Raw genomic sequence first — 17,575 nt, 5'->3', positions numbered from 1 at the left:
TAGTGGCCTTCTTACAATTAAAATCGATCGGTCAAACGTACTTTTCCAAGCAAACGGCCACGACTGCATTAGAAGACATTACACTCTCTGTCTCCGAGGGAGAGTTTGTTTCCTTTCTTGGACCGAGTGGATGCGGAAAGTCCACCCTGCTTTCCATCATCTCGGGTCTAATACAGCCAACGAACGGCACAGTTTCCTTGAAAAATCAGTTAATTACACAACCCCATGCGAAAATTGGATATATGCTTCAGCAAGACTACCTGTTTCCCTGGAAGACAATCAAAGACAATATTTTGGTAGGATTAAAACTGCAAGGTTGTCTGAACGATGAGCGGACCTCATATGCCCTATCCCTGATGAGCGAAATTGGCTTATACGACACACTGGATAAATACCCAAATGAATTGTCCGGCGGCATGAGACAGCGTGTGGCATTGGTCCGCACACTCGCAACCAACCCGCAGATCCTCCTGCTGGATGAACCGTTTTCCGCACTTGACTATCAAACCAAACTAAAACTTGAAGATTTAGTCTCTACTACTCTGCGTGAACATGGCAAAACCGCAATTCTGGTCACCCACGATATTGGAGAAGCGATTGCCATGAGCGACCGGATCATTTTATTTTCCACAAAGCCGGGAAGAATCTTCCGGACGTTTCCGGTATCAGGCCATCTGAGAAAGCGTCTGCCGTTTGAAGCGCGCCAGCATCCTGATTATTCTGTGATGTTTCAGCAAATTTGGGAGGAGTTGGAACAAATTGAACAAAACGACACCGAGTAAAACCCACTCCGACTACTTGTTGAACCTGCGCAAACAAACAATCAAAGTCAGACTCTCTCAGCTTTTGATTTTCATTCTTTTTTTCGGTCTTTGGCAGTACAGCTCAGACCAAAAATGGATCGATCCCCTTCTCTTTAGTTCACCACAGAAAATCCTTGCATTGCTTGCTGAGAAAATAGCGGATGGAAGTATTTTCGGTCATATTGGTATGACCCTTTCAGAAACAGCGATTGGGTTTTTGCTTGGAACGTTATTCGGAACCCTGCTCGCTGCCCTGATCTGGTGGTTCCCCTTTCTCTCCAGAGTTCTTGATCCGTACCTTGTCATTCTAAACGCCATGCCCAAAGTCGCCATTGGCCCTATCCTTATCGTAGCTCTCGGGCCCAATCTAACATCCATTGTGGCAATGGGGATCTTAATTTCTGTCATTATTACAACCATCGTAATCTATACGTCATTTAGAAATGTAGAACCCAACTATGTAAAAGTCATCCGGTCGTTCGGAGGTTCAAAGTATCAATGTTTTAAAGAGGTGATCCTCCCCGCCTGTTTTCCGGCGATTATCTCGGCATTGAAAGTAAATGTCGGCCTTTCCTGGGTTGGGGTCATTGTTGGAGAGTTCCTTGTTTCCAAACAAGGACTGGGCTATCTGATTATTTACGGTTTTCAGGTATTCAATTTTACCCTCGTATTGATGAGCCTTCTGATTATCGCTTTGCTGGCAACCCTTATGTATCAGCTTGTGGAAGCTCTCGAAAAAAAGCTGATCAAGAACCGGACACTGTAACCCTTACGCTTAAACTAAATTACGGACATGACCAAAACCCCTCCTCATTGATCGGAGGGGTTCAAGTATTTACGCCTCTTCCAGGTTCCCGAATGATCCAAAGAATTCATAGTGAATATCCTCTTCGGGCACTTCCCATTGGTTCAGTGCAGAGTTGACCACCTGCATGAACGGCAATGGACCGCAAAAGTAAAATTGGGCATCTTTTGAGGGCAATACCTCCTGCAGCCATTCAAGGGTAATGTAGCCTTCACGGTCAAAATACTCTTTTTCTCGGTCCTCGTTTGAGGGCTGTGTATAAATAAAATAGGATGTGATATTTGGATTTTGTTCACTTACCTTGCGGACTTCTTCCCTGAAAGCATGGACGCTTCCATTTTGCGCCGCTTCAATATAGACAACCTTTCGATCGGGCTGATTGGCATTGATGGTATGCAGCATGCTTGTAACCGGAGTCAGACCAACCCCTCCGCTAATGAGCACAACCGGCCTGTTACTGTCAACATCCAAATAAAAATCGCCGGCAGGAGCAGAAATGGGAAGTACATCCCCTTCATTGTATAACTGATGCAAATCCGTGGATACCACACCGGGCCCTATGTCTTCGCCTTTTGGTCCTTCCCGCTTTACACTGATCCGGAAATAATCCAGACCCGGCCGGTCAGACAGGCTGTACTGTCTCAGGTGGGTATATTCCTCCTGGGGGATTTCAACTTTCACTGTAATATATTGTCCCGGAAGGAATGATGGCAATGCTTGTCCATCTTCAGGCTTAAGGTAAAACGAAGTAATGACTTCGCTTTCCCTGACTTTCCGGTCAATGATAAAATTCTTAAATCCTGCCCACCCGCCTGACTGGGTCTCTGCGCTTTTATAAAATCCTTCTTCCATTTTAATAAATGCACTTGAAATAATCTGGTAAGCATCGGCCCATGCATCAAGAATCTCGTCAGTCGCTGCATCGCCCAGAATTTCCTTGATTGCCCCCAGCAAATGTTCACCTACAATGGGGTAATGCTCTGGTTTTACCTGCAGACTTCGGTGCTTTTGGCCAATCCTCTCCAGGATAGGCATGATCTGACTGAGGTCTTCTATGTTTGCTGCAGCTCCATACACGGCGTCCGCCAGTGCTTTTGGCTGATGGCCGGTAATCTGGTGGGTCATATTAAACATATTTTTCAATTCGGGATGACTTTCGAATAACCGCTGATAAAATTTCTTGGTAATGGCCTCACCATGTTCTTTAACAACCGGAAGTGTCTGTTTGATCACTTCAAATTTTTTTGGATCCAGCTGTTTTACCATTTTGGTTACTTCTTCACGCTGTTCTTGTTTGTTACTATCCACTGTCAAAGCCTCCTTTTTTTCACTATAGGACACGTACCCCAATTCAGCTTTAGCAACGCGTGGTATTTCTATACAAATCTTGCAGAATAAAAAAACAGCCAACATCCATGGGATGCGGCTGTGCAATGAAGGCTCTACAAAAACCTTTCTTTCGTATGCTGGAGACTTTGTATGAGCACCTGATCCTTCATCATGAAGCTGAACTTTTGTTGTCCTTCAAAGGATTCCGGCAATTCCTCAAAAAAGACAGGTCCGTTAGTTTCATAATAACGATCTTTCAACAATAATTTATCAACTGTAGCATAATATATGTTTTTAATGATGATGCCGCCTTTGCCATCAACCTTATACTGTCCCAAATAATGAAGGGATGAAACATGTCCCCCTGTTTCTTCAAAAACTTCACGGACAGCAGCCTGATCTGCATTTTCTCCCGGTTCAACTTTTCCGCCGGGAAATTCAATTCCCCGCCGCGGATGCTCTGTCAGGAGCCATTGCCCGCGAAAACGGCACAGTACCCAGACATGCTTTGGGTCAGTGGAAAAAGGATGGTCATCAAAGGAAAGCTTAACAGTATTATCATAATAATCTTTAAAAGTAATGGGTTCCATTGTTTAGTTACTCCAAATCACTAGGTTAATTCTATTGTAAATAAGGAAGCATACATTGTCCAATACCTAAAAATGCTTTCCTTCCTATTATGAAATACAGGTACCCTTTTAATAAGAGGAAGGATCACTTTTTTGTTTCTTTATCTATTATCCCATATTTATAGTAAAAAATAAAAAACTCCGGTCCAAGCGGACTGGAGTTTTTTACATTATAAGTGCACTCATCATTTCCAAACAGGTTGTTAGGATTTGCACAAAGAAGTTTAGTTTATTAAATTTTAATTTAATGTTTTGAACATTATATAATTTAACGTCCCTTTTTTCATTTGTAAACCCCAAGCCTCGCTCGATTTCGTGAAATAAAAAATGAAAATCCCCCTATAATGTAGGTAATCTATATTTACATCTGATTTTTTTATGAGCATTTGACATAAGAATTTATTCATGTAACACAGGGTAATGTAAGGAAAATTTTTAACGAATTAAATTTTTCTAATAAGGATGGTTGGAATGCAAGATCATAATGAGATGGCTCGGGAAGCTATTGAACGAGCGAAGGGAAACATTGTCCATTCCATTGCAGAAACGATGGATCTTTATGGAGTTACTCCTTCAACAGGGAGACTTTATGGAACCATGTATTTTGAAAACGCAATGACGCTTGATGAAATGAAGGAAGAACTGAAGATGAGCAAGCCGAGTATGAGCACGGCTGTACGGACACTTCAAGAGATTAATGTGGTTCATAAAACATGGCAAAAAGGTTCACGCAAGGATGTTTTTGTAGCGGAAAAAAACTTTTTCAAATCACTGATTCACTTTTTCTGTATTAAATGGATGCGTGAATTGAGACTTAATCTGGAAGCCATTGAAATGTCGGAGAAGGATTTACAGACCGTGATTCAGCATACAAAGGTGGATAAAGCCATCCGTGCCGAAGCAGAGCGCCATTTTGAGCTGATCCACGAGTCAAAGAAGTATTATTATTGGCTTGAAACGCTTGTTGACAGTTTTGAGACTGGAGACATTTTTCGCTATCTTCCCATACCGGATGACGATAAAAAGTAAATCACCTGGTAATTCCACAAAACAGTAAGATCGCTTAATCCCCATGAGTGGGGAGTGGAGAATTTTGTTTCTACAACAAACATTCACTGGAAAAGCGGGTACTGCACCCCCAGTCCCTTTTAACCTCGTATGCATGTGGAAGAGATGGTTTCTTCATGAGAAGCCCTCCCGTTGTTTTCTGATTTTTTCCCATTCCCGAATTTTTCTTACTATTTATTACAAATGAATGAAGCCAACATCCAGAGCGGGCTTGCATTATGATGAAATGTCTTATGCCCACCGTAAATTCAAGCGTTTTCAATTCTAAATACCGGTCTTTTTTTTAGAACCATGATATTCCTACCATTTTTCATTACATAAAAAGCCGCATGGAGTACTTGACCATGCGGCTTTTGACATTATGAAATTGAAGCAAAAGTAATGACCCAATGGCTATTAACTTTTTCAAATCCAAGTGTTATACTATACTCCCCATATAAATCGCTTTTGTTATGTTGAACAAGATGATACGATGATTCACTTAACTTCTTCAACTCAAAGTTTTGGCCTTTTTCCACCCATGGAGGAAGATCAGTGGGAACAACGTATAGCTTTCCTTTTTTCTCTTCAAACAGTCCATTTACATAATCACTTGCCATTTGTTTAGAGGCAACATGCCTTACATCCTTGATCAGTTCTGATTTGCTTGAATAATCCTTTACTCTGTACTGGCTGTCTGTTTTGGTTTGTAGTTTATTTATGAATTCCTGGGATAATTGCAAAGCCTTCGCTTTCGTCAAGGACACTTCCTCAGCCTGAGCACTTTGTTCCGCGAACGAGGTCTCTTTCATCACCGAAGATTCTGTTAACGGACTTGGAGAAGCAAATATTGCCAACATTACTATTAAAAAACTGGTTGCATAATATCTCAAATCTGTTCACCACCCTGAATTTTTTAATAAAAATGTTACGTTAGATAAACTATTCCTTTAATGAAAGACAAGGAAACCTCTTTTTTTGTTTTCGTTCCATTCTTTACTCCTAAAATACTTCAAATATCCGCGATTCCCTGCAAGAAGGATCAGATTCATAAAAAATACGACTATAGTTATAGTCGTCTAGTTATGCGTGTATTATCCGGCTTTCCGGCTTCGTCCCAAACGGCCGGTTCCTCTTTTACCTACTTCATATAAACCGGTGGCCGCAAGTCCTGCAAGCCCGCCCGACCAAATGCGAAAATCTGCTGTCATATCAGTGAAGGGATAGGCAAAAAGCCCAATGAATATTCCAATGAAAAAGCTGATTAATGGAATGAATCTTTTCCGAATAGGGAAAGTACGTTTTAACAGCTGTACGAGACTCGTTACCAGAGGCGTTAAAAGTGAGGCAAACGTCACAATTTGTTCCATTCCTCATCCTCCTTTGCTTTTCCATCTTCTGTTATTCAGTTTAAAGCATATACGTTATAGTTCAACTTCCATTTGCAAATCCCTTCTATTTTAATAAAAACGAAATGACCCGTACCGTTAATAACTTGCTGCATAAACTAAATTTGCTGGAACAGATTTACTTTCCAATAGATTGTGCATACTAAAGCTAGAAAAAGAGAAACAATGCATAACAGGAGTGAAACGCATGAGAAGAGAAGATGATTTGTATTTAATTATGCTGGAATCGAATGAAATGACGTGGTGGGAATATGCGAGAAAAGTGTCACCAAACGTCCGGCCCAAACAGTACAAAACCTATTGGTCTTTTCTAAAAAATAAAGGCAAACTTCCGAAACGGCTAGTAAAAGAAGCCGAGTGGAGGATGGAAGCGCGCCGGAAAGGATTACTGGATTCATAAAAAAATAACCCCTCTTTTTAAAAGGGGTTATTTTAGTTAATAGCCTTTTTTATGTAAAACCATAAGCAAATCATTCAATTTCTTCACCCGGTCATCTTCCGCTTCTTTTAAACCCAGTTCAATTTCCATCAATTCGGACTGAACCAACTCTTTCGCATATTTTTGCGTTAACGTAAGATCCGCCAGCAGCAATTTGTCAGCAACGCTAAGACTCATAAGAAATCCCTCCCTTTGCTTTATTATAAAGGGAGAAAGTTCGCAGCAGAATGCCTAAAATTCTGGTAATTTTCTGAGCAGCGTTATAGGCTCACATGGTCCTGCGCCTGCATCGAGTTCCATTCTCGTTCCAGTTCGGATAATGTAAACTCCTGCAGCAACCGCTGTTCTTGCATCATAAATCCATGGTGAAGCAACTTCTGGATAAGAAACTGTTTTCTGCTTTCAACCGCCCTGCGCAATTGTCCTTGAGGAACATTCATTGTTTAGAGTGATCCTTTCTTTTTTATCTACAGTTCTCTCCAGTTTTCGTGAGTTTCATTCCTATACCGATTTGGCCACAGAATTGCTCCACTCTTCCAAAACGGCAGGCGGAGCACTCCAGCATAGCCAGGAAACCATGGTTTTCAGTCCCGATTTGCTTACATACCAATATTCATAGCGTCGTTTCGAAAGGTTTTCATAGATGCCCGTTTTTTTAACTTTTCCATCCATCGTTATTCGCCTCCCGTCTTTACACTAAACAATTCTACTTTGCTCGCTGACTTCCTTCCTTGGTCTATTAAAAATTTTACAGATATAATTATCCAGGAACTCGGGTATAGAAGAAAAGAATGATATTGGAGGAAAACAATGAACGAATTATTTGAATACCCAACCCTTCAACTTGCCCGAAAGCTGTTGGGTATGGAACTTGTCCATCAAACGGGGAAAGGGCTGACATCTGGAATTATCGTCGAAGCCGAAGCCTATCTGGGACCGGAAGACCGGGCTGCCCATTCGTATGGGGGCAGACGAACACCCCGTACAGAAATCATGTATGCAGAAGCCGGCCATGTGTACGTTTATTTTATTTATGGCATGCATACGTGTTTTAACATCGTATCAGGTCCCCTTCATAAGCCTGAAGCTATTTTAATCCGCGCACTTGAGCCAAAAGAAGGCATCCCTCTGATGATGACGCGCCGCAACATGGCAGTTTCGTTAATGGACAATGGTGCCTGGAACCTTAAGGAATTAAAAAAACTGGCCGACGGGCCCGGAAAATTGTGCAAAGCCATGGGTATTACACTTGAAGACTATGGGGTAAAACTCAATTCCGATCATCTTTATTTACGAGAATATAGAGACGTCCCAGAACAAGACATTGTATCGGGACCAAGGATTGGCGTGAATTATGCCGGCGAAGCAGCACTGTATCCCTACAGATTTTGGATCAAGGATAATCTCTACGTATCAAAATAAGAGCACCCCATCAGGAGTGCTCTTTCATCATTCTCTCTTCGAATAACAGGTCCTCATCGTGTTCTTCTTCAGGGTCAAAAGGATCGGTTAACTTTTCATTCAAGCAGGCAAGGACAATGCCATCCAGCTGTGTAAAAGAACGGATGCGCTTGTTCATCCACAGATGAACAATAATAAACCAGACAACCACAAACAACACGGTTTTCACTGTGCTTTCCTGGGAAAAAGCAAGGTTATTGATCTTCAGGATGTCCATAGCAAAGCTGGTAAACAGACCAATTAAAATCCCCACAGCATAACCGATCGGTTTGCCGCCCTTCAGCGTCCTTATATTCGTCCGCAAATAGGTATGGAACAATCTCAATTCTGTTCTTCTCATTTGTAAAAAAAGGCTTCGCATAAAACGCAAATTGGGAAGCAGGCCTCTGGAGATATCCCGTTTCATCGTCGTTTGAAAAAATAGATCAAGGTCAGCAGGTGCGCCCAGGCTGTTTTTTAACTTTCGGTGCACAAAATTATGATAATAATAGTATCGAATACTAAACTCAATGAGTTTCACCAGTACCATACCTACTACGATGGCACTGACAAACTGCACCCAAAAGTTTTGGAAAACAGCTTCTGCCAGCACGCCCAATGCAAAATATCCGGCCGCAGCTTTTGCCCATAGCAGTTTACTTACTAATACGATTAATTGCCACAATTGATCCATGCCAACTTCCTCCTGACAAAAGCATTTCTATTTCTCATGATATCACCTTTTTTGGTGAAAAAGGCAATATTTTACGATTTCACGGAAAATTAACAAGAAAAAAATGACGCCCAAACCATTCAGGGCCTGGGCGCCATCCTCTTTTTTTGCACGTACGACAAGCATCTTAATGAGCTTCAAAAATATTTGTCCAATGGGCGTCAAAACATACTTATCGAGTCCTCCGAACGCATCTGGAAATGCCAGGTTGAGTACTAAACCTACAAAAACCCCTAACACGAGACCGATAATAATTTTAACCGATAATTTCATCTCTCCCATATCTCTAATATGTCTGAAAGAATAGTATAAAATTACACTCTTTCAACAAATTTATCCCAAATAAAAACCCACGAAAAGTGCGAGACTTCTCGTGGGCAGACTAGTGGTTTAATTTGCACAAACGTATCACTCTCCAAAACGCTTCCGGTATCAATGTTACAAAAATTTTGTCATGTACCCTGAGAAACATTAAACATTATCAATGTAATTTATTCAATAGATAACCCCACCAGCTTTTTGAATTAGGACGAAATATATAAAGAATAGACAGAAATTCCTAAATAGGAGGCATATAAGAAATGAGAATTGTTTTTTTTGAAAAAGGAGATCTCAGTATTATCGTTGGTTCTTCACGATTAAAGGGTGAGTTGACGATCGAGCAAATTAAAAATGAGAGTGAAAAGAAAGCAAAAGAACTTAGCCAGTTGCTTGGCCGGGAGATCGGTTTCATGATCGACATGAACGGCAAGCTTGAAAATGATATTAAACGCTAGGTCCATAAAATAAATGTAAAAAACCGGACAGCTTCTCCTGCCCGGTTTTCTTATGGTCATCTGATCTTCAGTTCTCCAATTACCCGCTGGGCAATCAGGTAATATCCCCGGGGATTTGGGTGGATGGCATCCGAGAAATATTTCCGCTTCGAAATCCCGTTAAATAACTCATACGTGGAAATATAAGTAGAATTAGGGGTTTTTTCGCTGATTTCCTGAATGGATATATTCCATTTCTTAATCACCTGTGCCGAAACCGCATCATAAAAGTTTTCGGTATAAGGGTTATACAGCCCTAAAATATAAATATGAGCCCTTTTGTTTTGCTGGCGCAGTTTCTTGGTAATCTTCTCAAGGTTGCTGTACAGCATTTTTTGGCCGATGGCCATTTCCTGCTGATTGATGTTTCTGAAGTTCCAGCCTGCGGTTTTTCTGTAATCATTCGTCCCAATAAATAAAAAGATATAATTGGCCTGACGGACGGACCGTGATACCATCCCGTTGCTGAGCTGTTTATACAGCTGATCCGACCTTTGCCCGCTGATCCCGTAATTATTGAGAACGACAGGACGCTTAAGCTCTTGCTGCATTCCTTGTCTCACCAGACCGATGTAGCCTTTTCGTTTCGGATCTCCACGACCGTATGTCAGTGAATCCCCCAAAGCCACAATCCGGATCTGTTTCGGCCGGGGTTCCTTCCCTTGAACCTGAGGAGATTTTCGATGTTCGCTCCCCTGGTCACCACTATATTCTTTTACGAAATAAAATATAAAAAACAATGCTGTCACTAATACAACAGCACCAAGTAGGTATATGACCTTTTTTCGGTTACCCAAAAAAATCCTCCTCTTTCTGCGTGACCCTAGATGTCAAAATTGCTTTGTTGTCTCTCTGAGTTCCCTTTTGCTTATCCATTAAAACAGCATACCGGGATATTATCAAGTTTTACTATTATAACGCAAATAAAAGAAGTTAGCACTTTGGATCCATAAAAAAAACCCCTATTTCAAGGAGTCTTCTTCATCGATTAAGCGGTAGTCTTCGGCAGTATAATGACGGTCTTCCCACAGGTTTTCCAAATCATAATCACCTGTATCCCTCCGCACAAATGAACCAATCAGTCCAGCTGTACCCACCAGGACCAAAGCCACGGGCAGGAGTACAATGACCAGCGCCCCCATAACCACTCTCCTTTTCCTTTTTCACATGTATATGAATTACAGAAAGCAGTTATGTAGCAGTGAAACTCAAAAAAAAGAGAAGAGAGAAATCAATTCTCTCTTCTCCAGGTGATCCAATCGTTCACCTCAAGCATTTCTATAAATTTGGCCAGCCTTGGAACAACCGGTGAAGCCTTTTCTCCAAATTCAGCCTCAAGATTCGTGCTGATCTCATCGATGGTTTTTACGCCATCGATTTGTTTTGAAACAAAGGCACCAAGCTCATCGAGTTTGACTGGAAAAAAGGAGGGCTGTTTAAGAAAACGGATGGACAGCCGTTCAATCGGATTTGTTCTTGGAATCATCAAGTAAACAAATCCGTCCTTGCGATTTTCCATATGAATACCTTGTTTGAACTTAGGCACCATCGTTAAAAGGTTTTGGTCACTCCTTTTTTTTGATCCAAAAAGACCCATTATTTTAACTTGTCCGCTTTCGTCCGGGTGGAGAACCAATAAAGCAGCCAGCAGACAAACAGGAAAACCAGGAATGGAATCAACCGGTTATCTGTGAGCGGTGTTTCCGGGATGCTTACGTTAAAGAAGATAAGCACAGCGATGAGCACCCCAAGCAAGGATTCCCCTGCAATGAGACCCGAAGCAAACAATACACCTCTATCGGCGCGGGCCTGGCGCTCTTCTTTTGTTTTCGCAGTGACATCAACCAGCCAGCGAACCGCGCCACCAAACATAACTGGCGCTGAAATATGAACCGGCAGATACAAACCAACGGCCACAACGAGTGAATTCAACCCAAGAAACTCAATAACAATCGCAATGGCTGCACCAATAAAAATCAGGCTCCATGGCAGATCACCGCCAAATATCCCTTGAACGAGCACTTTCATAATGGCCGCTTTAGGAGCAGGAAGCTGCTGCGAACCCATACCATATGATTTATCCAGGACAATCAGAATAATACCAATGACCAGACCTGAAGCAATAACACCGATCAACATGGCAACCTGCTGTTTCCAAGGTGTACCTCCGACAAGGTGACCTGTTTTTAAATCCTGTGATATATCACCGGCCACGGCAAGCGCTGTACAAACAATGGCTGCCACTGTTAATGCAGCTTTCATGCCATCCAGGCCGGTCAGTCCGGTTATTTTATATACGAGAGTTACAATCAACAAGGTAGCGATGGTCATTCCCGAAACCGGAGAGGATGAACTCCCGACTATACCCACGATTCGGGATGCGACAGCAACAAACAGGAAGCCGAAGATGGCAATGGCAATCGCACCAATAAACCCAACGTTTGTCACCGGTGCTGCACCAATAATAATAACGAGGGCAACGACTCCTAAAATAACATAGCGGAATGGCATATCTTTATCGGTACGCTCAATTCCTTCTCCAACCGAACCATCAGACAGCCCCTTCATGGTCTTGGCAGCCGTGGAAATCAATGTTGGCATCGTTTTTAGCAGCGTAATCAATCCGGCTACTGCCACGGCGCCTGCGCCGATATACTTGATATAGCTATCCCAGATTCCCCAGGCATCCAGCTTGCCGATCGGATCTTCTGCAGGAAATATAGCCGTTGTGCTGTCTGCACCAAAAAATGCGATGGCAGGAATCAATACAATCCACGCCAGCAAACCGCCAGCAAGCATCTGTCCGGCAATTCGCGGCCCGATAATATAACCCACACCGAGCAGGGCAGGGAATATATCCATACCAACCACTGTATTCTTAAGTTTGCCCACTTGCGTTTCAATTTCTGTTTTAAAGAGCATAAAGCCGTCTCCCAAAACTTTTACAAGACCGCCGAACAAGAATCCGATGGCCACTGTCTTGGCATTGGCCCCGCCCTTTTCACCGGACTTCAGAACTTCGGCACACGCCGTTCCTTCCGGGTAAGGCAAATTTCCATGCTCTTTGACAATCAACATCTGACGCAATGGGACCATCATAAAGACGCCGAGCAGCCCGCCGGTAAGTACAATAAATATAATAACCGTCTGTGATAAATCAATATCCAGAAGGAAGAAGGCCGGAAGCGTAAATACAGCTCCAGCTCCAATCGCTTCTCCCGCTGTTGTCATCGTCTGTACGATATTGTTTTCAAGAATCGAATCCCTTCGGAAGATCCCTCTCAATACCCCCATGGATATGACCGCCGCAGGAATGGAAGCGGAAACTGTCAAACCTACTTTAAGTCCCAAATACGCGTTTGCCGCACCAAAAACAATCGCCAAAATGATACCAAAAATGATAGCAACCGCAGTTAACTCCGGCAATGATCGCGATGAGGGAATGTAGGGAACAAAGGATGAGGACTTTTCTTGTTTGTTGTCCATCATTAACACCGCCTAATCATCAGAAATTTTGAACAAAGACCATTATACCATAATTCGACAAAAACCGAGTTTCCCAAATGTTTTTTCTGTTTTCAGTCAACTATTTAAAGGGTCCCTATTCTATTGAAAACTTATCCACTTTTAAAAAAAATGAAGCGATCGTTCCGTTGTGATAGTGAAGAATGTTTATAAACAGCCTCAGAGGGAACGTTATATAGTGTACAGTAGGAGGGATAAACCATGAAAGATGAACAAAAGAATCAAAATCAAAAAGGCAATGAAAAGACCAAAGAGAACGTTGAGGACGTTTTTGAACAGGGAGCAATCGAACAACGAGAAACTTTCGATACCGAATCCCAGAAAGAAAAAGACCAGAAGCAAAAAAAGCAAAAAAATAAAGAATAACAAAAAGAATAACAAAAAGAAGGGGCAGCCATTGAGCTGCTCCCTCTTTTTATGAAAAAAACAAAACCTGCAGGCACGACTGCAGGTCATGATACTTCTTTTATGTATGTTGGGACGAATTTCAACAGGATTGAGATGATACTGTTATACTGCTCCGGTGACACATGTATACCATCCTTAGCGATCAGTTCTTCTTTTAGCCTCACAATGCAATCCAATTCTTCTACCGTTGCTTCTGTAGCCATATAATCAATAGTGTTAATTAATTCCAGAAGCTGGTTGTTCTTGTTCGTAATATAATACGTGGATTCCAACTAGATCACCCCCTCCACTTTATTATCAAAGATATAAGGTCATTTTCCTATAAAAACATTTCGTCAAATGCCGACATATCTTACTTTTTCTGGTTTTACGCAACTTTATCCCTATTTCTTCTGTCGGTTTTCTCAACGTATTTTCCTATATCAGAAGAATGTTTGGAAAGCTAAAGTTTTATAAATATAATGCCCGGAAATCCTAAAAGTTATCCAAATAAATTGGACAAAGATGCAAACGGAGAGGATGACTTGTCTTCTTCTTCATCCTTTGATTGATAGACAAGCTTTTCTGGTTCAAAAATTTTGGATTCCAGGTAGGAGCGGGGATTTTTTTCAAGATTTATATCCTTATGAATGGCCAGAAAGATTTTTGCGGTGTTCATCGCGTCATCCAGCGCTCTGTGCTGGGAACCTTCCAGTGAGATTTGCAGCTTATTCAGCGCCCGTGAAAGCCCGTACCGGAAACCTTTATCGCTTTCATGTAGAAGGCTGAACAAAAACTGAAGGTCATTGTGATTGATGATCCAGTCAATAGAGGTTTTATGGTAAGTGGAATCTGTAATCAGTGCCCATTTGTCTTCCGGACCCCATGAACACAAATAATACTCCTTTTTCCCGATCCAGTCCCTGAAGTCTTTGATGACCGAAGTAAACGGCTGCGCATTGATCAAATCCTTTTTTGTAATCCCGGTCAGATTGGTAATGCGCGTATTTAAACTATCCATCTTGGGCTGAACAAAAGATTGAAAGGTATCCAAAACCACCAATTCACTATTTATCCATCCCAAACGCACTGCCCCAATTTCAATGATTTCCGACAGCCGGTTTGTCATTTCCAGATCATAAACAATATACTCCATCTTCTTCACTCCATCTCATTCTTCTTGCCTGCTCTGCATGTCCTTTACCTTTAATTTTAGTAAATTTTCGAATGTATTGGAATGATATCGTCATTCATTTCTACCGTTTCTTTGATTTGTATTTTTTATTGTATGTGTAAAAAGAAGATTATTGCCTATACAACAAAGAAAATCAGTGGTTGGCAGGCTGAATTCCTTCGTTTATACTATTCAGAAATAAATAATTATTCAAAAACGGATAATAGAAGGCGGTTAGTCATGAGTTTATCGTCATGGAATGAAAATGAGGCCATTCTCCATTCTCTTCAGGATGATATTTTGGTCACCAATGTGGATGGGACTATATTGAAGGTTAGTGAGGCCACCGGCAAAATTTACGGAGTTACTTCTGAAAGTCTGCTCGGCAAATCAGTCTATCAGCTTGCGGCAGAAGGATTGTTTACACCCATCGCAACACCGATGGTTTTAAAGGAAAAGAAAAAAATTACGTTTGTTCAAACGACGAATAAAGGAAAAAAGCTGCTAGTGACCGGGATCCCTGTTTTGAACGAGAACGGCGAAATCTTTCGGGTAGTGAGTTATTCGCATGACGTGACAGAGCTGTTGGAGCTTCGCAAATTCCTGCAAACAATGGAAGGAGAAATGGAGCGGGTCAAAAGTGAACTCGACCTCCTGCGAAGCCTCCAGCTTTATGACAGCGGAATTATTGCCAACAGTGCCGGGATGAAGAATGTTTTGACCACTTCGCTGCAAGTGGCGGACGTGGATGTGAATGTTCTTCTTCTCGGTGAATCGGGAGTCGGGAAATCACTGATCGCACGATTTATCCATAACAAAAGTGCAAGAAACCAAGGGCCTTTTATCGAAGTCAATTGCGGGGCGATTCCGGAATCTTTATTTGAAGCAGAGTTTTTCGGCTACGAGGCTGGAGCGTTTACCGGTGCCAGCCGCAAAGGCAAGCTCGGTCTCGCTGAATTGGCTGATGGTGGCACTCTTTTTCTTGATGAGATCGGCGAACTCCCCCTGGCCCACCAGGTCAAGGTTTTGAAATGCATTCAGGAAAAAAAGTTTTATAGAGTCGGTGGAACAAAGCCGATTTCAGTTGACTTCCGGCTGATTTCTGCAACTAATAAAGACCTGGAAAAGGCCATTGAAGAAAAGGTTTTCCGGGAGGATCTTTATTTTCGGCTGAATGTGGTGCCACTGACCATTCCACCATTGCGCCAAAGAACAGAAGACATTATTCCCTTGATCCACTACATTCTGGAGGTGCTGCAGGAGAAATACAAACGAGAAAAACGGCTGGATGAAGCAGTCATTCATCACCTGCTTCAATATGACTGGAAAGGCAACGTCCGGGAGCTCCTTAACCTTATGGAACGCCTCGTGGTCATCTCCCCCACCTCTCTCATCACAACTGAACATCTGCCAGACTATCTCAAAGAATCCTATCCTTCCCCCGTTATCCCTGCTCCTCTATCAAAGCCGTTAAAAGAAGTTATAGAGAATGTGGAAAAACAAATGATTCAGGAAGCCAGAGATCAATACAAAACGACCACCCAAATGGCCCATGCACTCGGCATCAGCCAGCCATCAGTCGTTCGAAAAATGCAAAAATATGAGATTTCATGAGGAAGTTGGCACAAAACTTGCAAGATAAAAGAACAAGAATGCAAGTTTCCTCTTAAGACCTATCACATAAGGAGGTACGTTTTGTGCCAAACGAACTCAATGAATTGATGAATGAACTGTCCGATCTGCTGGCTCCGACGATGGCAAAGGACCATCCGAACCTTCCTGTCGTCAAGGAGGAAGGCTGTTACTACTATGGACTGGACGGAAAAACGTATTTGGATTTCACATCCGGCATCGCCACAGCGAACACAGGCCACCGGCATCCCAAAGTGGTGGAGGCAATTAAAAAGGGCGCCGACGAGCTGATGCATGGTCCTTCCGGTGTCATTATGTATGAATCGATTCTGAAGCTCGCCAAAGAGCTCACGACGGTTTTGCCGCAAGGACTTGATTGCTTCTTTTTCGCCAACAGCGGAACAGAAGCGATTGAAGGAGCGATCAAACTGGCCAAGCATGTGACCCGCCGGCCCTATGTGGTTTCCTTTACCGGCTGTTTTCACGGCCGAAGCCTCGGTGCGCTGAGTGTCACTACTTCTAAAGCGAAGTACAGGAAGTTTTTGCAGCCGAATGGTCTTACCTATCAGGTTCCTTACGCGTCTGTTGAAGGTTGCCCTGAAGGCACTGATTCTGGTGAATATGCCGCAAGCAAACTTGAAAAAGATCTGAACACTCTATTCAAACATCAGGTAACCCCTGAAGAAGTGGCATGCATGATTGTTGAACCGGTGCTTGGAGAGGGCGGTTATATTGTTCCTCCAGCCGAGTGGCTGAAAAAGATGCGTGAAATTTGCAGCGAACATGGCATCCTGCTCATTTTTGACGAAGTGCAGACTGGTTTTGGACGCACGGGGGAATGGTTTGCTGCGCAGACTTTCGGTGTTACTCCTGATATCATGGCGGTCGCCAAAGGGATCGCTTCCGGTCTCCCGCTGAGCGCGACCGTTGCTTCCAAAGAACTGATGAAACAGTGGCCGCTCGGCAGCCATGGCACCACGTTTGGCGGCAACCCGATCGCCTGTGCGGCAGGACTTGCCACCCTTGAAGTTTTAAAGGAAGAAAAGCTCGTGGAAAACGCAAAAGCGATGGGCAGTTATGCCACGACCCGCCTGCTGGAGATGAAGGAGCGGTATGCCTCTGTAGGCAGCATCCGTTCGATCGGACTTATGATCGGTATAGAAATTGTGGATCCGGTAACGGGTGACCCTAACGGAGAAGGTGTCATCAACATTCTGAACAAGAGCCTTGAAAAAGGAGTGCTGTTTTATCTGTGCGGAAACGAAGGCGAAGTGATCCGTATGATCCCTCCGCTTACCGTAAACAAAGAACAGATAGATGAAGGGCTCTCCTTGCTTGAGGCTTCTATCGCCGAGTATGAAGCAGAGATTCAGGTACCATGTAAACTTCAAAAGGTATAGAAAGGAGC

The 17,575-nt window shown here is 42.7% G+C and carries 24 protein-coding genes; 9 read left to right on the top strand and 15 right to left on the bottom strand.

From position 1 onward, the window contains the following. Positions 1 to 2: 2 nt before the first annotated feature. Complete coding sequence (locus AS030_RS13615) at positions 3 to 782, top strand: ABC transporter ATP-binding protein (protein WP_061972419.1); 780 nt, start codon at positions 3 to 5, stop codon at positions 780 to 782. Next, the gene (locus AS030_RS13610; RefSeq protein WP_061972418.1) at positions 760 to 1,569 is read left to right on the top strand and encodes an ABC transporter permease; all 810 of its coding nucleotides are present in this window, start codon (positions 760 to 762) and stop codon (positions 1,567 to 1,569) included. The genes AS030_RS13615 and AS030_RS13610 overlap by 23 nt, the downstream gene beginning before the upstream one ends. Positions 1,570 to 1,638: 69 nt before the next feature. On the opposite strand, the gene hmpA is transcribed toward AS030_RS13610, so the two are convergent. Next, positions 1,639 to 2,874 carry an NO-inducible flavohemoprotein gene (hmpA, locus tag AS030_RS13605; protein WP_061973000.1) on the bottom strand — a complete coding sequence of 412 codons (1,236 nt, stop codon included), beginning with the start codon at positions 2,872 to 2,874 and terminating at the stop codon, positions 1,639 to 1,641. A gap of 176 nt (positions 2,875 to 3,050) precedes the next feature. Then, entirely contained in the window at positions 3,051 to 3,527 is a 477-nt protein-coding gene (ytkD, locus tag AS030_RS13600) for an RNA deprotection pyrophosphohydrolase (protein WP_061972417.1), read from the bottom strand. A gap of 510 nt (positions 3,528 to 4,037) precedes the next feature. On the opposite strand from ytkD, the gene cudC reads away from it, so the two are divergent. Continuing rightward, positions 4,038 to 4,595: a choline uptake/conversion transcriptional regulator CudC gene (gene cudC, locus AS030_RS13595; protein WP_061972416.1), complete on the top strand. Its 558-nt coding sequence runs from the start codon at positions 4,038 to 4,040 to the stop codon at positions 4,593 to 4,595. A gap of 398 nt (positions 4,596 to 4,993) precedes the next feature. Here the strand turns inward: cudC and AS030_RS13590 are convergent, their stop codons facing one another. Both AS030_RS13590 and AS030_RS13585 read right to left on the bottom strand, forming a co-directional pair. Further along, the gene (locus AS030_RS13590; RefSeq protein ID WP_061972415.1) at positions 4,994 to 5,506 is read right to left on the bottom strand and encodes a hypothetical protein; all 513 of its coding nucleotides are present in this window, start codon (positions 5,504 to 5,506) and stop codon (positions 4,994 to 4,996) included. Positions 5,507 to 5,707: 201 nt separating this feature from the next. Further along, positions 5,708 to 5,983 carry a holin gene (locus AS030_RS13585; RefSeq protein WP_061972414.1) on the bottom strand — a complete coding sequence of 92 codons (276 nt, stop codon included), beginning with the start codon at positions 5,981 to 5,983 and terminating at the stop codon, positions 5,708 to 5,710. 226 nt (positions 5,984 to 6,209) lie between these two features. On the opposite strand from AS030_RS13585, the gene AS030_RS13580 reads away from it, so the two are divergent. Further along, entirely contained in the window at positions 6,210 to 6,422 is a 213-nt protein-coding gene (locus AS030_RS13580) for a hypothetical protein (protein WP_061972413.1), read from the top strand. Between the two features lie 36 nt (positions 6,423 to 6,458). Here AS030_RS13580 and abbA read toward each other — a convergent pair whose 3' ends face one another. The 3 genes from abbA to AS030_RS23680 all read right to left on the bottom strand — a co-directional run bounded on the left by abbA (position 6,459) and on the right by AS030_RS23680 (position 7,133). Next, positions 6,459 to 6,638: an antirepressor AbbA gene (gene abbA / locus AS030_RS13575; RefSeq protein ID WP_061972412.1), complete on the bottom strand. Its 180-nt coding sequence runs from the start codon at positions 6,636 to 6,638 to the stop codon at positions 6,459 to 6,461. Between the two features lie 83 nt (positions 6,639 to 6,721). After that, positions 6,722 to 6,901, bottom strand: coding sequence for a Fur-regulated basic protein FbpA (locus AS030_RS13570; protein WP_061972411.1), 180 nt, complete (start codon positions 6,899 to 6,901; stop codon positions 6,722 to 6,724). Positions 6,902 to 6,962: 61 nt separating this feature from the next. Further along, positions 6,963 to 7,133, bottom strand: a complete 171-nt coding sequence (locus AS030_RS23680; RefSeq protein ID WP_156412583.1) for a hypothetical protein — start codon at positions 7,131 to 7,133, stop codon at positions 6,963 to 6,965. A gap of 138 nt (positions 7,134 to 7,271) precedes the next feature. Between AS030_RS23680 and AS030_RS13565 the strand changes: the two genes are divergently transcribed. Next, the gene (locus AS030_RS13565) at positions 7,272 to 7,883 is read left to right on the top strand and encodes a DNA-3-methyladenine glycosylase (protein WP_061972410.1); all 612 of its coding nucleotides are present in this window, start codon (positions 7,272 to 7,274) and stop codon (positions 7,881 to 7,883) included. Between the two features lie 10 nt (positions 7,884 to 7,893). Here AS030_RS13565 and AS030_RS13560 read toward each other — a convergent pair whose 3' ends face one another. Next, positions 7,894 to 8,595, bottom strand: a complete 702-nt coding sequence (locus AS030_RS13560; protein ID WP_061972409.1) for a hypothetical protein — start codon at positions 8,593 to 8,595, stop codon at positions 7,894 to 7,896. A gap of 42 nt (positions 8,596 to 8,637) precedes the next feature. After that, a complete protein-coding gene (locus AS030_RS24835) occupies positions 8,638 to 8,907 on the bottom strand; it encodes a hypothetical protein (protein ID WP_061972408.1) in 270 nt (89 codons plus the stop codon). Positions 8,908 to 9,215: 308 nt separating this feature from the next. Between AS030_RS24835 and AS030_RS13550 the strand changes: the two genes are divergently transcribed. Then, positions 9,216 to 9,410: a hypothetical protein gene (locus AS030_RS13550; RefSeq protein ID WP_053357472.1), complete on the top strand. Its 195-nt coding sequence runs from the start codon at positions 9,216 to 9,218 to the stop codon at positions 9,408 to 9,410. Between the two features lie 56 nt (positions 9,411 to 9,466). Here AS030_RS13550 and AS030_RS13545 read toward each other — a convergent pair whose 3' ends face one another. The 4 genes from AS030_RS13545 to AS030_RS13530 form a co-directional block, all read right to left on the bottom strand. Continuing rightward, positions 9,467 to 10,246, bottom strand: coding sequence for a GDSL-type esterase/lipase family protein (locus AS030_RS13545; protein ID WP_061972407.1), 780 nt, complete (start codon positions 10,244 to 10,246; stop codon positions 9,467 to 9,469). Between the two features lie 165 nt (positions 10,247 to 10,411). Beyond that, positions 10,412 to 10,591 (bottom strand): hypothetical protein, encoded by a 180-nt coding sequence (locus tag AS030_RS13540; RefSeq protein ID WP_061972406.1) that lies wholly within the window; start codon positions 10,589 to 10,591, stop codon positions 10,412 to 10,414. Between the two features lie 89 nt (positions 10,592 to 10,680). Continuing rightward, positions 10,681 to 10,968 carry a PqqD family protein gene (locus tag AS030_RS13535; RefSeq protein WP_162264552.1) on the bottom strand — a complete coding sequence of 96 codons (288 nt, stop codon included), beginning with the start codon at positions 10,966 to 10,968 and terminating at the stop codon, positions 10,681 to 10,683. A 77-nt stretch (positions 10,969 to 11,045) separates the two neighbouring features. After that, positions 11,046 to 12,935 (bottom strand): OPT family oligopeptide transporter, encoded by a 1,890-nt coding sequence (locus tag AS030_RS13530; protein WP_061972404.1) that lies wholly within the window; start codon positions 12,933 to 12,935, stop codon positions 11,046 to 11,048. A 240-nt stretch (positions 12,936 to 13,175) separates the two neighbouring features. Between AS030_RS13530 and AS030_RS23675 the strand changes: the two genes are divergently transcribed. Beyond that, positions 13,176 to 13,340: a hypothetical protein gene (locus AS030_RS23675; protein WP_156412582.1), complete on the top strand. Its 165-nt coding sequence runs from the start codon at positions 13,176 to 13,178 to the stop codon at positions 13,338 to 13,340. 86 nt (positions 13,341 to 13,426) lie between these two features. On the opposite strand, the gene AS030_RS13525 is transcribed toward AS030_RS23675, so the two are convergent. Both AS030_RS13525 and AS030_RS13520 read right to left on the bottom strand, forming a co-directional pair. Next, the gene (locus AS030_RS13525; RefSeq protein ID WP_061972403.1) at positions 13,427 to 13,654 is read right to left on the bottom strand and encodes a hypothetical protein; all 228 of its coding nucleotides are present in this window, start codon (positions 13,652 to 13,654) and stop codon (positions 13,427 to 13,429) included. 209 nt (positions 13,655 to 13,863) lie between these two features. After that, positions 13,864 to 14,517: a 3'-5' exonuclease gene (locus AS030_RS13520; protein WP_061972402.1), complete on the bottom strand. Its 654-nt coding sequence runs from the start codon at positions 14,515 to 14,517 to the stop codon at positions 13,864 to 13,866. 258 nt (positions 14,518 to 14,775) lie between these two features. Between AS030_RS13520 and AS030_RS13515 the strand changes: the two genes are divergently transcribed. After that, a complete protein-coding gene (locus AS030_RS13515; protein WP_061972401.1) occupies positions 14,776 to 16,149 on the top strand; it encodes a sigma-54 interaction domain-containing protein in 1,374 nt (457 codons plus the stop codon). A gap of 107 nt (positions 16,150 to 16,256) precedes the next feature. Next, positions 16,257 to 17,567 carry an aspartate aminotransferase family protein gene (locus AS030_RS13510; RefSeq protein WP_061972997.1) on the top strand — a complete coding sequence of 437 codons (1,311 nt, stop codon included), beginning with the start codon at positions 16,257 to 16,259 and terminating at the stop codon, positions 17,565 to 17,567. Positions 17,568 to 17,575 lie beyond the last annotated feature (8 nt).

The organism is Fictibacillus enclensis (genome assembly GCF_001457035.1).
GTDB classification, from domain to species: Bacteria; Bacillota; Bacilli; order Bacillales; family Fictibacillaceae; genus Fictibacillus_C; species Fictibacillus_C enclensis.
The sequence above is the reverse complement of the archived record's forward strand: the minus strand, read 5'-3'. Positions and strand labels throughout refer to the sequence as shown.